The organism is Pseudoalteromonas rubra, from assembly GCF_000967655.1.
GTDB classification, from domain to species: Bacteria; Pseudomonadota; Gammaproteobacteria; order Enterobacterales; family Alteromonadaceae; genus Pseudoalteromonas; species Pseudoalteromonas rubra_A.
This window is the reverse complement of the sequence record NZ_JXYA01000063.1, coordinates 1-14,585: the sequence shown is the minus strand read 5'-3', so window position 1 is coordinate 14,585 and position 14,585 is coordinate 1. Positions and strand designations below refer to the sequence as shown.

At 48.6% G+C, this 14,585-nt stretch carries 18 protein-coding genes; 14 read left to right on the top strand and 4 right to left on the bottom strand.

Features of this window, described 5'->3' with window-relative positions:
* Genes TW77_RS21665 through TW77_RS21630 form a run of 8 tightly spaced genes read left to right on the top strand, consistent with a single transcriptional unit; the run spans position 1 to position 5,738 of the window.
* Positions 1-624: a prepilin-type N-terminal cleavage/methylation domain-containing protein gene (locus tag TW77_RS21665; RefSeq protein ID WP_275041940.1), complete on the top strand. Its 624-nt coding sequence runs from the start codon at positions 1-3 to the stop codon at positions 622-624.
* On the top strand, positions 621-1,016 hold the full coding sequence (gene gspI / locus TW77_RS21660) for a type II secretion system minor pseudopilin GspI (RefSeq protein ID WP_156158728.1): 396 nt from the start codon (positions 621-623) through the stop codon (positions 1,014-1,016). Before TW77_RS21665 ends, gspI begins: the two co-directional genes overlap by 4 nt.
* Complete coding sequence (gspJ, locus tag TW77_RS21655; protein WP_046007045.1) at positions 1,016-1,735, top strand: type II secretion system minor pseudopilin GspJ; 720 nt, start codon at positions 1,016-1,018, stop codon at positions 1,733-1,735. Before gspI ends, gspJ begins: the two co-directional genes overlap by 1 nt.
* The gene (gspK, locus tag TW77_RS21650) at positions 1,716-2,717 is read left to right on the top strand and encodes a type II secretion system minor pseudopilin GspK (RefSeq protein ID WP_046007044.1); all 1,002 of its coding nucleotides are present in this window, start codon (positions 1,716-1,718) and stop codon (positions 2,715-2,717) included. The genes gspJ and gspK overlap by 20 nt, the downstream gene beginning before the upstream one ends.
* On the top strand, positions 2,717-3,925 hold the full coding sequence (gspL, locus tag TW77_RS21645) for a type II secretion system protein GspL (protein WP_046007043.1): 1,209 nt from the start codon (positions 2,717-2,719) through the stop codon (positions 3,923-3,925). Before gspK ends, gspL begins: the two co-directional genes overlap by 1 nt.
* Positions 3,922-4,398: a type II secretion system protein GspM gene (gene gspM / locus TW77_RS21640; protein WP_046007042.1), complete on the top strand. Its 477-nt coding sequence runs from the start codon at positions 3,922-3,924 to the stop codon at positions 4,396-4,398. Before gspL ends, gspM begins: the two co-directional genes overlap by 4 nt.
* A 2-nt stretch (positions 4,399-4,400) precedes the next feature.
* Positions 4,401-5,159: a type II secretion system protein N gene (locus tag TW77_RS21635; RefSeq protein WP_046007041.1), complete on the top strand. Its 759-nt coding sequence runs from the start codon at positions 4,401-4,403 to the stop codon at positions 5,157-5,159.
* Between the two features lie 3 nt (positions 5,160-5,162).
* The gene (locus TW77_RS21630; RefSeq protein WP_046007040.1) at positions 5,163-5,738 is read left to right on the top strand and encodes a UPF0149 family protein; all 576 of its coding nucleotides are present in this window, start codon (positions 5,163-5,165) and stop codon (positions 5,736-5,738) included.
* A 9-nt stretch (positions 5,739-5,747) separates the two neighbouring features.
* On the opposite strand, the gene TW77_RS21625 is transcribed toward TW77_RS21630, so the two are convergent.
* Together TW77_RS21625 and TW77_RS21620 are read right to left on the bottom strand one after the other, a co-directional pair.
* Positions 5,748-5,951, bottom strand: coding sequence for a hypothetical protein (locus TW77_RS21625; protein WP_046007039.1), 204 nt, complete (start codon positions 5,949-5,951; stop codon positions 5,748-5,750).
* Entirely contained in the window at positions 5,951-6,307 is a 357-nt protein-coding gene (locus TW77_RS21620) for a hypothetical protein (protein WP_046007038.1), read from the bottom strand. Before TW77_RS21620 ends, TW77_RS21625 begins: the two co-directional genes overlap by 1 nt.
* Positions 6,308-6,540: 233 nt before the next feature.
* Here TW77_RS21620 and ccoG point away from each other — a divergent pair, with 233 nt between their 5' ends.
* The 4 genes from ccoG (at position 6,541) to TW77_RS21600 (ending at position 10,345) form a co-directional block, all read left to right on the top strand.
* Positions 6,541-7,968, top strand: a complete 1,428-nt coding sequence (gene ccoG, locus TW77_RS21615) for a cytochrome c oxidase accessory protein CcoG (RefSeq protein WP_046007037.1) — start codon at positions 6,541-6,543, stop codon at positions 7,966-7,968.
* Between the two features lie 112 nt (positions 7,969-8,080).
* Positions 8,081-9,055, top strand: coding sequence for a serine/threonine protein kinase (locus TW77_RS21610; protein ID WP_046007036.1), 975 nt, complete (start codon positions 8,081-8,083; stop codon positions 9,053-9,055).
* Between the two features lie 19 nt (positions 9,056-9,074).
* Positions 9,075-9,698 carry a thiol:disulfide interchange protein DsbA/DsbL gene (locus tag TW77_RS21605; RefSeq protein WP_046007035.1) on the top strand — a complete coding sequence of 208 codons (624 nt, stop codon included), beginning with the start codon at positions 9,075-9,077 and terminating at the stop codon, positions 9,696-9,698.
* Positions 9,699-9,709: 11 nt separating this feature from the next.
* Positions 9,710-10,345 (top strand): thiol:disulfide interchange protein DsbA/DsbL, encoded by a 636-nt coding sequence (locus TW77_RS21600; protein WP_046007034.1) that lies wholly within the window; start codon positions 9,710-9,712, stop codon positions 10,343-10,345.
* 61 nt (positions 10,346-10,406) lie between these two features.
* Here TW77_RS21600 and trmA read toward each other — a convergent pair whose 3' ends face one another.
* On the bottom strand, positions 10,407-11,504 hold the full coding sequence (gene trmA / locus TW77_RS21595; protein WP_046007033.1) for a tRNA (uridine(54)-C5)-methyltransferase TrmA: 1,098 nt from the start codon (positions 11,502-11,504) through the stop codon (positions 10,407-10,409).
* 159 nt (positions 11,505-11,663) lie between these two features.
* On the opposite strand from trmA, the gene TW77_RS21590 reads away from it, so the two are divergent.
* Together TW77_RS21590 and murI are read left to right on the top strand one after the other, a co-directional pair.
* A complete protein-coding gene (locus tag TW77_RS21590; RefSeq protein WP_046007032.1) occupies positions 11,664-12,776 on the top strand; it encodes a DUF5610 domain-containing protein in 1,113 nt (370 codons plus the stop codon).
* A 97-nt stretch (positions 12,777-12,873) separates the two neighbouring features.
* Entirely contained in the window at positions 12,874-13,677 is an 804-nt protein-coding gene (murI, locus tag TW77_RS21585) for a glutamate racemase (protein WP_046007031.1), read from the top strand.
* A 140-nt stretch (positions 13,678-13,817) separates the two neighbouring features.
* Here murI and TW77_RS21580 read toward each other — a convergent pair whose 3' ends face one another.
* A complete protein-coding gene (locus tag TW77_RS21580) occupies positions 13,818-14,291 on the bottom strand; it encodes an RNA recognition motif domain-containing protein (RefSeq protein ID WP_046007030.1) in 474 nt (157 codons plus the stop codon).
* Positions 14,292-14,585: the final 294 nt, after the last annotated feature.

Here is a 14,585-nt window from a genome sequence, read left to right as displayed (position 1 = left end):
ATGCATACAGCAGTCAATGTTCAGCCGGGCGTGCATCAGGCACGCCTGCCTAAATCCACTCGCCAGAGCGGCTTTAGCCTTATCGAAATCCTGATGGTGCTGGTGATCATTGGCTTTTCTGTCAACCTGGTCACTTATACGCTGTCTGACGATATGGAAGAAGAGCTGGAGCGTGAGGCGCTCCGACTGCACAGTGTGATCAACATGGCCTCTGAGTTCGCCATTCTCAATCAAATCGAATTGGGTTTTCATCTGGATAAAAAGAAGCTGGAATTCCTGGTCTTTGATGGTGAGAAATGGACGACCTTCGATGCAGAAGAGCTCTACCAGGCGGTAGAGTACTCTGATGAGTATAAAATTGAACTCAGCACAGAGGATTTGGCTTGGGCACAGGACAATATGCTGGAGCAGGCAAATTGGCGTGAGTTGATGGGCAGCGGTGATGAAGAGAGCTTGCTGGAACTGAAAAAGCTGAAAATTCCCCAGGTTTTGTTGCTGTCATCGGGTGAAGTGAGCGCTTTTCAACTCAGCCTGGAACTCGAAGAGCAAAGCGAGCCTGTGTATTTTATTGAAGGCGAGTTTATGGCGCCGGTGAATTTGCGCAAGGAGCCGGAAGATTCATGAGTGGCCTGATTGCACGGACAAAACAAGCTGGTTTTACGCTCCTTGAAGTCATGGTAGCGCTCAGTATCTGTGCCGTGGCAGGTATAGCCGCGATGCAGGCAACCGGCGAGCACATCAATCACATCAGTACTTTGGAGCAGCAAGCTTATGCCTCCTGGGTGGCCGAAAATCGCCTTGTTATGATGCGTGCGGGCGCCAAAGAAGGTGCCGTAAAAAATGGTCTGAAGGGCGATGAGGAAATGGGCGGGGTAACCTGGTATTGGTCCCAGTCGACCCTGGCAACGGCCGACCCCACTTTTGTGAAGGTGACAATAGAAGTGTTTTCCGATGAGAAACGTGAACACTCAGTGTATGACCTGACCACCTTTATCTACAAGAAAGGGAAGCGATAATGCGTACGCATATTTCCTCCCGCCAGGGTGGTTTTACCCTGATTGAAGTATTGCTGGCACTGGCTATTCTGGCCATGGTGGTGACTGCAACCCACCAGATCCTGGATACCACCCTCAGAGCCAAGGAGGCATCTGAAGAAACGGTGGCAGAGCTGGAATCATTGCAAACCATGTTTCGTCTGATGGATCAGGATTTCAACCAGATGACCAAGCGGGAAGTGCGTAATGAGGCGGGAGACTTCAGCCCGACTTATATCATCCACGGTCGCTATAACCTCAGCAGCCAGTACGACGGCATTGCGTTTGTGCGCGACGGCTGGACCAACCCGATCAGCTTGCTGCCGCGCTCTGAGTTGCAGGCAGTCGGATACCGGGTAATAGATGACAATCTGGAGCGTATATACCGAATTTATGTTGATCAGCTGGATGGCACGGAACCCCGCAGCCAGGTGATCCTGGAAAACGTTGAAGAGCTCAAATTTGAGTTCCTGGACGACAAACAGAAATGGCAAAATAGCTGGGATATTAAAGCATTGCCTCTGGCGGTTGCGGTCACGATCCAGCAAAAAGAGGCTGACCCCATCCGTCGGATATTTTTGACTCCGGGCGATGGCAAAGTGAAACAGGCCAGCAGCAATGGCAATAGCAACAATAACAACAATAACAACAATAACAACAACACAGGTCAGGGTAACAATGATGGACAAAGGAGGGGCTAGCGTGAAATCTCAACGTGGTGCTGCGTTAGTCATCGTTTTGTTTATTGTGGCCCTGGCTGCGACTATCGCAACTGAAATGACCATGAGTCTGATGGTACAGGTACAAAAGGCCACCAATCTGCAGACTCATCAGCAGGCCAAGTGGTACAGCTATGGGGCGGAGGAATTGGTTAAAAAGGTGCTGCTCGATAGCCGTAAAGACGAGCCAGATAAAGTTCACCTTGGCCAGCCCTGGGCGCTGGAAGAAGTGCCTTACCCGGTTGATCATGGCACACTGAGCGGCCAGATCACCGATTTGCAGGCATGTTTAAACCTCAATGCGCTACGCAATAAACCGCAACAAAATAGCGGTGGCCGAAATAATACAAACCCGGCACACAAAGCGCTGCTTGAGCTGTTAAAGAACATCGAAGACTTGCCCAGTGAGGAAAGCGAAGAGGCCATGGCAGACAGCGTCTATGACTGGCTGGATGACGACAGCATCACTTTTCGCTCTGGTGCAGAAGAAGACGAATATATGTCGCTCAGAACCCCATACCTGACGGCAAACAACTTGTTTGCCTCGGTGAGTGAGCTGAGGATCATCAAGGGGTTTAACCCACTGGTAATGGAAAAACTTTTGCCTTACGTGTGTGTTATCCCGGGCAGCACTGAGCTGGCTATCAATGTTAATACCATTCAACCCGAGCAGGCGTTGCTACTGAGCGCATTAATGGAGGGGTTGAGCCAGTCGGGTGCTGAAGCGATTATTTCGGCCAGACCGGAAAAGGGTTTCGACTCAGTGCAGGATTTTTACGCAGAGGCAGCAAATCAGGGCGCCTCTGATAAGCAAAAAAACGATAAAATTTTTACTATTTCAAGCAATTATTTTAAGTTACGAGCAAAGGCTCAGTTCGATGAGCGTTTGTTTCGCCTGACCTCAATAATCGAAATAAAAGATGGTCGGGCGAGCATCCTAGCGCGTAAATTTGGAGGCGTTTAGTGTCAGAAAAATTGATGATCCGTGTGGGTCACTCACAACAAGAGCCGGTGCACTGGTTAGTCTGGTCGGCGCAAGACGCGCAGATCATTGCCAGTGGTGAGCTGGAGCATGCCGGACTACTCGGTGAGCTTAGTGAAAAAGCACAAAGCCGCTCGGTAGCCGTGTTGCTGCCTGCCTCTAGTGTGCAGTTAAAAACGATTGATTTGCCGGCAAAGTGGAACCGCAAGCTGGAACAGGCTTTGCCATTTATGTTGGAAGAGCAGATTGCCTGCGACATTGATAAGGCGTTTATCGCGGTTGGCAAAGCAGGACAGCGTGATGAGCAGCACACCATAGATGTTGCGCTGTGTGATAAAGCCTGGCTCACCGGCTGGATGGCGTTATTCGATGATTTTGATATCAGCGTTCAGCGCTTGTTGCCGGATGCCTTATTGCTACCCGAACCTGCACAAAATGCCATCAGTGCCATCGAGCTGGGCACCCAGTGGTTGTTCCGTACGGCTGACTGGCAGGTGAGTGGTGTCGAACCGGACTGGTTGGCAGGTTATCTGAGCTTGTTGCCAGCTGAGCGTATTCAGCATTACAGCCCGGGCGAGACCTTGGGATCGGCTAAATCACTGGAAGCGATGGAAAGTGAGTACGACTTACCACTGGCACTGTTCGCAAAGCAGCTGGAGCAGCAGAGCTTTAACCTGCGTCAGGGTAAATTTGCCGCCAAGAAAAAGCAGCCTCAGTGGTGGCGCGACTGGCAAAGTGGCTTGATTGCCGCATCAGTGGCACTGGTATGCTTTATTGCGGTCAAGTCCACACAGCTGTTGTTGCTGCAAAATCAGGCAGACGAACTCAGTGCTCAGGCAATTGCCAGCTACAAGCAAGCGTTTCCGAACAAGGTGGTACGTCCTCACTTGCTGAAAAAACAGATCCAGAACGAACTGAACAGTTTGTCGGGCGATCAGCAAGGCGGGTTTTTGGAGCTGACCAACCATTTTGTCACTGTGTTCGATGAGGTAAAGGACTTCGAGCCGGAGACACTGCGTTATGATCAACGCCGTAATGAGCTGCGGATCCGAGCCAAAGCCAATGGCTTCCAGGTCTTTGGTCAGGTGAAGAGTATTCTGGAACAACGCGGTATGACGGTGCAGCAAGGCGCACTCAACAATGACGGCGACTACGTGATCGGTGAGATCCGCATTCGAGGTGCAGCATGAAACAGCAAGTGATTAACTATTGGCAATCTCTGAAAGAGCAGGAGCAAAAGCTGCTGATCGTTGCGGGCGTTGTCTTCTGTATTTTTGTGCTGGTGATGGGCGTGATCCGACCGCTTAACAGCGCGGTGGAAAAAGCCGCCAACGAAGTCGATAAACAACAGGCGCTGGTGTCCTGGGTGGGCAAAAGTGTGACGCAATTAAAGAGCCAGGGGGCAGGCCGTGCTGCCGCGGCTAATGTGAACCTGACGCAACTGGTCAACCGCACGCGTGGTAAATATAAAATTGCCATCAGCAAAATGCAGCCAAGCGATAATTCACTGCGTGTAAATATCGACAATGTGGAGTTTAACCAGTTGATTGCCTGGCTGGACGAGCTGACCAATCAGCATGGTGTTAAAGTGGCTAATCTGGATCTGGGGAAGGAAGATGCCCCCGGATATGTTCGCGTTAGCCGCCTGGTATTAGAGAATTAAGTATGAAGAAGATCATCAGTTTAACGCTGGTTTTTTTGCTGGCCTTTGGCGTATTTACAGCCATTAGTATGCCAGCGAGCATCGTTTTGCAGCTATCACAGGGCTCCCTGCCCAGAGCGCTGGCCATTGGTGCTGTGTCGGGTTCTGTTTGGGAAGGACGGATCAGTGAAGTTCGTTACGAAAATGTCCAGCTTAATGATGTCACCTGGCAGCTGAATGGCTGGGGACTGCTGACCGGACAGTTACAGGGTAAAGTACGGTTTGGCTCTCCCAGAGCGCTTGACGAAATCTCTGGCAACAGCAATTTCTCAGTGTCTTTGCTGGATCAAGCGGCAAAGCTGGACGACGCGGTGCTACGTTTTAGCGTTGAACAGGCAATGCAGCAGGTGACCCTGCCTCTGCCTGTAGATGCCAAAGGTCGGGTCATCCTGAACATTGATAAGTACCATACCGGACTGCCTTATTGCGATGCGCTGAGTGGTGAGATAAGCAGCCCTAATATTGATATTAAAGGCCTGACAGGCTGGTTTAGTATCGGGGACATGAGTGGCACCTTGAGCTGTAAATCCGGCGATATTGCCGTGACCGTCGACCCGGAAAACCGACTCGGGCTGCGGGCCGATGCGACTTTGGCGGCCAATATGCAATTCCGCGTTGCAGGTAATATTAAGCCAGAGGCTTCTTTGCCAAAAGAAGTACACGATGCGGTTAAGTTCTTAGGACGTCCGGACAGTGAAGGGCGTTACCCGGTCAATTTATAAGCTATGATGAACTTCAATTACGAAACGCAGCACCAACAGGCGCTGACTGATTACCTGGCACAACGGCCGGGGACATTGAGCTTGCGTGGTGTAGAAGGCTACCTGTTTGCACTTATTTGCAGCCCGGATGGCATCGAGCCAGAGCAATGGCTGAGTGAGCTCACTGTTAACGATGAGGCGCTTGAAGAGCACACTGTGTTTGCCTTTTTGGCGCTGCATCATCACATCAGCGAGCAGGTGTTCTCTGGTCAATTCTCTTTGCCTGTGCAGGCGGACTCTGTCTGGGCTGAAAAGCAGCAGTGGAGTCAGGGCTTTTTGCTGGCCAGCCAGCATTACTATGAGCGCCTGATGAGCGCTGCCAGTGTATCGCAAGAATTACATCAAGCGCTGCAAATGGCCACAGAGCAGTTGGCGTTTTTCAGTCTGCAGGAGCAGCAGGTTGCGCAGTTTTGTCAGCAGTCAGGTCAGGATATGGCGGCATTTTGTGCTGAGCAGCTGGCGTTAGCCAATGACTTTGCGCAAGGGTATGCCGCCTTGATAGAGCAGGTCGCCCTGGCGAGCGGCCTGTATAACGAGTAACGTAGTTAGTTACATCAGATCCAGTTCGATGTGGGTGCAGCCTTTTGCACAATGTGCACTGCCCTTGGTACCTTCGGCAACCTTCAGATCAAGCTGAACAGGCTGGTTACAGTGCTTACATAACACCGTCTGGCCTTTACTCAGTTTCTTGAGCAGTGCCTTTTGTTCATTAAAAGATTTTGCACTGGCTTTGTTCAGGTGTGAAAAGTCCATTACAGTCCCGCCTCACGCAGCGAGCCGGCCGCAATTTCACACACCGTGAGTAGTTTTGGGCCATAGAAATACATATTGAGCTCGTTACCTTCACAAAACTTCAGATGAAACACCTTCATTTTTTCATTGGTCGACAGAGCCGACATAATGTAATCCTGCTCCGACTCGGTCAGCGTCAGCTCCTTATTGATCTGCTGGCGTGCCAGTTTGGCCGCCAGGCTGTACTGGGCTTTACTGGTGTCGCCAAGCAGGTCAACGCCGTACTGGATCATTTGCTCGCGTGGTTCTTTGATCTTCGGATGATCTATGGTGAACAACGCGAGGATCACCACCACTAAAATCAGATACTTTTTCATAACTGCAACTACTTTGATCTAAACAGCCAAAAGATGTCGCCAGTGTAATAAAATGACGGAATTAAAAGCAAGTTTAGCGCTCAGAATTTTTTATTACCTGGTTTTATCTCAATGCTGTTTTATGTCGGCTTTTCCCTTTAAAATGAGCAAGATCTAATCCAGATTGATATACTAGACATATGAAATAGAGGTCACTGTAGCAAGTACCTGTCCCAGGCGCGTAAGGAGCTGTGATGGACAAACAAATTAAGGTCAAGAACATCCCCGTCGATGTCAAAATCCACAAACCCGACGATTTACAACCTGACAGGTTTAATCCCCGCAACCGCATCTATGTCAGGGCCGTCACCGGGTTGCATCAGAAACTCCGAAAGCAGATTGGCTTTATCGGTATGCTGGCATTCATGCTGTTGCCCTGGATTAACTTCAATGGCGAACAGGCGGTGCTGTTCGATATCTTTGAGCAAAAATTCAATATTTTTGGTCTCACCTTGTGGCCACAGGATCTCACCATTCTGGCCTTTATATTGATGATTGCGGCCTTCGCGCTGTTTTTGGTGACCACCTTCTATGGCCGGGTGTGGTGCGGTTATACCTGCCCGCAAACGGTCTGGACTTTTATTTTTATCTGGTTTGAAGAAAAGTTAGAGGGCACAGCCAATCAGCGTAAAAAGCTTGACCAGCGGCCAATGGACTTTGATAAGTTCTGGCGCAAATCCGCCAAGCACCTCAGCTGGATACTGTTTTCTCTGTACACGGCCATTTCGTTTGTGGGCTATTTTACGCCCATCCGCGAGTTACTCCCTGATCTGCTGATGTTCTCGGCGTCTGGTTATGCGGCGTTGAGTGTGCTGGTCTTCACCTTATGTACTTATGGAAATGCCGGCTGGATGCGGGAGATCATGTGTCTGCATATTTGTCCTTACTCACGTTTCCAGTCAGCGATGTTCGACAAAGATACCTTTACGGTGAGCTATGATAACGAGCGCGGTGAGAGCCGCGGACCACGCGGACGTAAGGAAGATCCAAAAGCCCTGGGACTGGGGGATTGTATCGACTGTAAGTTGTGTGTGCAGGTTTGCCCGACCGGCATCGATATCCGTAACGGCCTGCAATACGAGTGTATTAATTGTGGCGCCTGTATTGATGCCTGCGATGGCGTGATGGATAAAATGAATTACCCCAGAGGCTTAATTTCCTATACAACTGAGCGCAACCTGGAAAGTGGCAGCGAAAAAACCAAAGCGGTGCGCGGTAAGCTCATTGGTTACTTACTGATCCTGATCGTGCTCAGTGGTGCGCTGATTGCTAATGTTGCGATGCGCAAGACTTTGGATCTGGATATTATTCGAGACAGAAACCAGCTTTACCGGGTGAATGTAGAAGGACTGGTCGAAAACACCTATACGCTGAAGATGATCAACAAGGCACAGGTGTCTCAGACCTTTATGATCAGTATCCGAGGTTTATCTGACTTTACCATTATCGGTAAACAGGAAATTGAGCTAGCGGCTGGTTCGACGGTCGATCAGCCACTGTCTGTGGTCATTGACCCATATGATCTGACACTGCCCGTGACCGAGTTTGAGTTTGTCATCACTGTGAAAGATGAGCCCTCGGAGTTTATTGCACAGCCGACGAACTTTTTTAAAGGTCGTTAGCAGAGATAGGGTACAATGAGGCAACTCATATACATCACAAAAGCGGGTTAGCCCGCTTTTTTGTTACTTGGCCCACCGCCATTGAGGTGCCGGGCTGTGAAAGGTAAAAACTATGACTGATTTCAGCTTTCAGAATTTAACCCCGGATCTGATCCTCGATGCCATTGAAAGCGTAGGGGTTTATCCTGAGTCCGGGTTACTCCCGCTCAATAGCTATGAGAACCGGGTTTACCAGTTTCGTGCCGACGATAATCGCCGCTACGTGGCTAAGTTTTATCGTCCGGAGCGCTGGCACTCTGAGCAGATCCAGGAAGAGCATGATTTCACTCTCGCCTTGCAGCAAGCCGAAGTGCCCGTTGTCGCGCCTTTACGTGTTGACGGGCAAAGCTTGTTCGAGCATCAGGGCTATCGCTTCTGCTTGTTTCCAAGCGTTGGTGGTCGCCAGTTTGAAATGGACAACCTGGATCATCTGGAAATGCTCGGGCGTTATATTGGGCGCTTGCACAGTGTTGCCATGCAGGAGGAGTTTGCGCATCGTCCGGCCATTGATACAGCCAGCTATTTGCATCAGCCGCGTACGGATATTCTTGCCTGTGACTGTCTGCCGGATACATTGCGGTTGGCGTTTAGTACCGTGCTTGATCAGGTAATTAACAAGGCAGAAGAAAAATTTACACCATTCCAGCAGATCCGTTTGCATGGTGATTGCCATGCTGGCAATATTCTATGGTCTCAGGAACAGTTAATGATTGTGGACCTTGATGATTGTCGTCGGGGCCCCGCTGTTCAGGATCTCTGGATGATGCTAAGTGGAGACAGGCAAAATCAGGTGATGCAACTTGATACCCTGTTATCCGGCTATGAAGAGTTTGCAGCATTTGATACCCGAGAGCTTGCTCTGATAGAGCCACTCAGGGCCATGCGTATGGTGCATTACATGGGATGGCTGGCCAAGCGTTGGCATGATCCGGCGTTTCCCCGGAACTTTTCGTGGTTTGCAACAGACAAATACTGGGAACAGCAGATCCTGGCATTAAAAGAACAACTTGCCGCACTGGATGAAGCGGCGATCAGTCTTTATCCATAAAAATTTAGAGAGAATAGTAATGTTAAAATCGATTAAGGTTGCGCTAATTGCGTTGTGTATGCCTGTGTTAGCGATGGCAGCCGACTTCACGGATGGTAAACACTATCAGACATTAACGACTGCAAAGAGCGACTCGGCCAAAGTCACTGAGTTTTTTTCCTATTACTGCCCGCATTGCTTCCAGTTTGAACCTGTGGCCAAAGCGCTAGAAAAAAACCTGCCAGCGGGTGCTGTGTTTGAAAAAAGCCACGTTAACTTCCTGGGTGGCTTGTCACCGCAAGTACAGAGCTATCTGAGTTATGCCTACATCATTGCTAAGCACCATGGCAAAGCGCAACAGGTGAGCGATCAGATCTTCAACACCATTCATGTCCAGCAAGTACAGCTTAAAGACCTCAAAGACATCAAAAAGCTGCTAGAAGCCAATGGGATCAGTGGTGAACAGTTTGATGCTGCCATGGCCAGCATGCCAGTGATCAGCGCTGAGAAAGCGATGGTTGAAAAGCAAGATACGTTCAGTAAAGCGGGTGCACTGACTGGCGTGCCGACTTTTATTGTGAACGACAAATACAAAATTAACCTGAGAGAGCTGAGCAGCCAGGCTGAGCTGGATGAGCTGGTTAAACACTTACTAGAAAAATAAGGGAGCAGTCTATGTTCAAATCAATTTATGCCGCCGCGTTGGTGCTGTTACTGCCTGTGATGGCCGAGGCTGCCAACTTTCAGGAAGGCAAGCACTACGAGGTAGTCGCAGAGCGCGGTACTAAAAAACCAGAAGTCACAGAGTATTTCTCTTTTTACTGCCCGGCTTGTAACAACTTTGAGTCGTTGATCGGTGAGTTTAAGCCTAAGCTGGATCAGGGCGTGAAATTCAAAAAAAGCCACGTTGACTTTGTTGGCGTGCGCAACCCGGAAATTCAGCAGATGATGAGTAATGCGCTTGCTACGGCGTCGGTACTGCCGCAAAAAGACAAGCTTGTTGCGGCAATGTTTGCTCACTTGCATGCTAAGCGCGGTAACTTCAATGAAGTGGCTGACATCAAAGACTTGTTTGTTGCGCAGGGCGTACCAGCAGAGAAATTTGATAAGCTATACAAGAGCTTCTCTGTACGCACTAAAGCGAAGAAAATGAAGCGTTCACAAGAGCAAATGCAAGATAAAGGTGCCCTGACTGGCGTCCCTACGTTTATCGTTAATGGTAAATACAAGCTGATCTTATCGCGTGAATCTGGTGTGACTTCACCGGACGATATTGCCGCTTTGATCAACTACCTTGCGAAAAAGTCGTAATTTGTAAGATGATAAAAAAACCCGCGATGAACGCGGGTTTTTTTATGCCTGTAGCGAGCTATTATTTTCTGGTCAGAAAGACACCTGACTCCACATGGTGGGTGTAGGGGAACTGATCGAAGATAGCGATACGTGAAACCTGGTGTGTGTCGCACAGCATGTCTAAGTCGCGCTCCAGCGTATCCGGATTGCAGGAAATATAAATGATGTTGTCGTACTGACTGACCAGCTTACAGGTCAGCTCGTCCATACCAGCACGGGGCGGATCGACCAAAATGGTCTGGCAGTTGTAACTTTGCAGATCTATGCCTTTAAGGCGGGAGAACTGCTTTTCGCCTTTCATGGCTGCCGTGAATTCTTCACTCGACATACGAATGATATCCAGGTTATTCACCTTATTGGCCGCAATATTATATTGTGCCGAATGAACAGACGATTTAGAGATCTCAGTGGCGAGTACTCGGTTAAATTGCCCGGCCAGGGCAATAGAAAAGTTACCATTACCACAGTACAGCTCCAGCAAATCATTTTGCAGCGGTGCGCACAGGTCTTGTGCCCAGGCCAACATCTTTTCATTTACTGCCGCATTAGGCTGAGTGAAACTGTTTTCAACCTGCTGGTAAGTGTACTGTTTACCATTAACGCTGAGTTGCTCTGTCACAAAGTCATCGCCAAACACCACTTTTTGTTTTCTGGCACGACCTATAAAGTCAACTTTATAACTTTGTTGTAGCTCCTGACGCAAAACCTGCATAGCCTCTTGCCAGGCGTCGTCCAGTGCTTTGTGATAAAGCAGGCTGATCAGCACTTCACCGCTAAGGGTGGTGAGATAATCAATCTGGAATAGCTTACGACGCAGGAGCTCGTTATGGCGCAGCTTATCCATCATGACCTGCATCATCTCGTTTACCAGCGGTGCGCCCGGATCGAATTGATCAACGCGGATCTTCTCCTTGGTTTGTTGATCGAACATGATGTGGAACAGATCGTCCCCATCATGCCAGACGCGGAACTCGCAACGCTGGCGATAGTGGCTTTTGGGGGAGTCGTACACTTCCAGTTGTGGCGCATCGAAGCGGGCAAATTGCGCACTGATCCGCTGTTGTTTTTCTTTCAACTGTTGCTCGTAGGTCGAAGTGTCAATCGTGATCACCGCCATATTAAAACCACCATAGTTAATGCAAAGAGGCGCTATTTTAGGATGCACTTTTGATTTGTCCAGCAAAGAGCAAAATATTTTGCTCTTTTATTGTACAATAGACTTAAGCTTAAGGTGTTTTGGCCGATAACCAACTATCAAGTAAAGCGGAGAGCAGACATGAAAATCGGACAGTTGAATCAGCTGTTGAATCCGGCGATGCAGCATAACGCGGGTAAAGCCAAATCGCTTATCCCTAATATGTCAATTAATACGGATAGTTACCACGGAAACAAATCTCAGGCAGCGGCAAAGATCCTCGATGACAAACTGGCACAGGCGTTGGGGATCGAGAAAAAAGAAGAAAAAGACAAGCCCCTGTTTGATTTTGAAGAAATAGTCAAAAATGTCCTGGGGTTTGTTCAGGGGGCGGTGAAAAAAGCCAAGGCCGCCGGAGAAGACGATGACACACTCAAAAGTATGCTTGATCAAGCACGCAAAGGCGTGCAGATGGGAATTGATGAAGCATCTGAAGACTTAAAAGGCACAGGCCTGTTTAATGATGAAATTGAGGAAGGCATAGAGAAATCCCGCGAAGGGATTTTTAAAGGATTGGATGAGTTTGAAAAAGAGCTGTTTGATCCTAAGCCGCAGCAAGTATCAGTGAGTGCGGCGCAATTCGCCAGTTTATCTAATCAAGCCGAGTATGCCTTTACCACAGCTGAAGGCGACGAAGTGGTGATTTCTTTCAGTGATGCGATGAGTCAGTCGAAAGCGGCAAGCTATGCGCGTAATGGCGACGGTGAAGGGTTTGCGTATGGCGAGCAAAGCAGTCATGAGCTTAATTTTTCCATCAGTGTGAATGGCGACCTCAACGAAGATGAGCAGGCCGCTATTAATGACATGATGAAAGACATCCGCGATGTGAGCGACACCTTTTTTGCCGGTGATTACGATGATGCCTTTGCCAAAGTCCAGGAGCTGGGGATCGACAGCGAGCAAATCGTCAATTTCACCATGGATCTACGTCAGACCAAAACGTCGGCTGCAATTGCTCAGTATCAGCAGAGCAATCCGATGAAAGATCTGGAAAAAGCACTACAGCCACTGGATCAGCGTCTGGAAGGGATCCACGATGAAGCGAAGGGACTAGGGATAGAGGCACAATTGCCGGATATTATGGCGTGGATCAACCAAGGCCAGGCTCGCTTGAATGAGTTTCTCGACTATGCCGAAGGTTTTTTTGCTGCACTAGAATCACGTCAGGCAGATAAGCAAGATCAACAGGCTTAGTTATAACAAGGTCTGCATGAATTGCAGGCCCAGGTAAGTATTTATTTTATATCCTGACCGTGGCACACTGCGCGCGAACTGTAAATAAGGAGCGCATGTGCCACACATTCTTGTTTTTGATTCTGGTATTGGCGGAACCAGTGTACTCACGCACATTCGTAACGCTTTGCCGCATGCCGATTACAGTTATGTGATGGATAATCAGCTGTTGCCTTATGGCTTGCAGTCCCAGCAGACGATCCAGCAGCGTTTGGCTGGGCTGATCAAGTGGATTGACTGTGAGCAGCGTCCTGTCGATATGATAGTGATTGCATGTAATACCGCCTCAACCTATGCGCTGGGGGCAACTCGCCAGTTAACCTCAATTCCGATTGTCGGAGTAGTCCCTGCAATTAAGCCCGCGGCATTAGCCAGTCGCGCAAAGCACATTGGCTTACTGGCGACACCAGCCACCTCCCGGAATATTTATACGCAGCAACTGATCCAGCAATTCGCCAATGAATGCCGGGTTGATCTTTATCAGTCGACTAAATTGGTCGAACTGGCCGAGCAATTTTACTGGTCTGGTGACATTGACCATAAACAGCTTGTTGCTGAGATCAACCAGCTTAAACTCTCACCTGAGTTAGATCATTTGGTACTGGGTTGCACGCACTTTCCCATCATTGCGAAACCTCTGAGTGAGTCTATCCCTGAGTCGGTAACTCTGATTGATTCAGGTACAGCGATTGCGAGGCGAGTGTGCACCTTACTTGCACAAGATAGTGCTGTTAAGGAAGATAAAGGTCAGGCTCATTGCTTAGCGATAAAACAAGGGACAATGAACTGGTATGCAACGGCACAACAGGTACATACGGTTGAACGGCCTGAAATCAAACTGATCAATCTTGATCATGAATAACTATAGCATTTGGCTGGCGGACGCATTTGCGCATACTCTGATCCAAGATCAGCAAATAAACGCGGTAATAAAAAAGGGGTGGTAACCAGATTGGCACCACCCCTGTTTGTGTGTACAACGAGCTGCTATAAAATTTAAGATCAGTCCTGATCGTTAGCAGTCAGCGATTCTTGTTTTTGTTTCGCCTCTCTGACTTTTAACGTACGTTGCTGAAATTCAGATTCATTGAGTTCGTTGATGGCCTTGAGGGCATCTGGCTCCGGCATTTCGACAAAACCAAATCCCCGGCGTTTACCTGTGTTCTTATCTTTCAGCAAACGGACTGAAAAAACACGTCCCTTTTTTTCGAACAAATCCCGGACGACTTGTTCATTTGCTCTGTAAGGTAAATTGCCAACATACAGTGTGGTTGTTTCCACTGAGGTACTGATGTCACTACCTGTATTTCCTGTTGAGGAAGCAAAAGCAGATGCCACGCCTCCGATTACGATGCCCAGTGCCAGTAATAAGGCGGGATCAATTTGACTGTTTACGAGCACAAAGTGGCCGAGCGCATAACTCAATATGGCCAGGAGAAGTACAGTAATCAGTGTCTTACGATCGAGAATATTCATAAGGATCTACCAAAAAACGTTGAATACACATTAATTTAACAAGAAAGGTTGCTATATTAACGACTTAATCAAATATCGCAATAATTAAATATAGAACCTGTTGAAAAGATTGCACCTTCTCGTTGGATTTCCCGTCAGTATTGAAGGTTTAAAGATAAAAGATCAAAAAGATCCAAAAAAATGAAAAAAAGGGGTTGCATCGTTTTTCGATTTCCCTATAATGCGCATCCACCGACACGGGGCACAACGCTGAAAAGCAACGAACCAAGTGACGGGAAAGCCAAACGGAAAGCT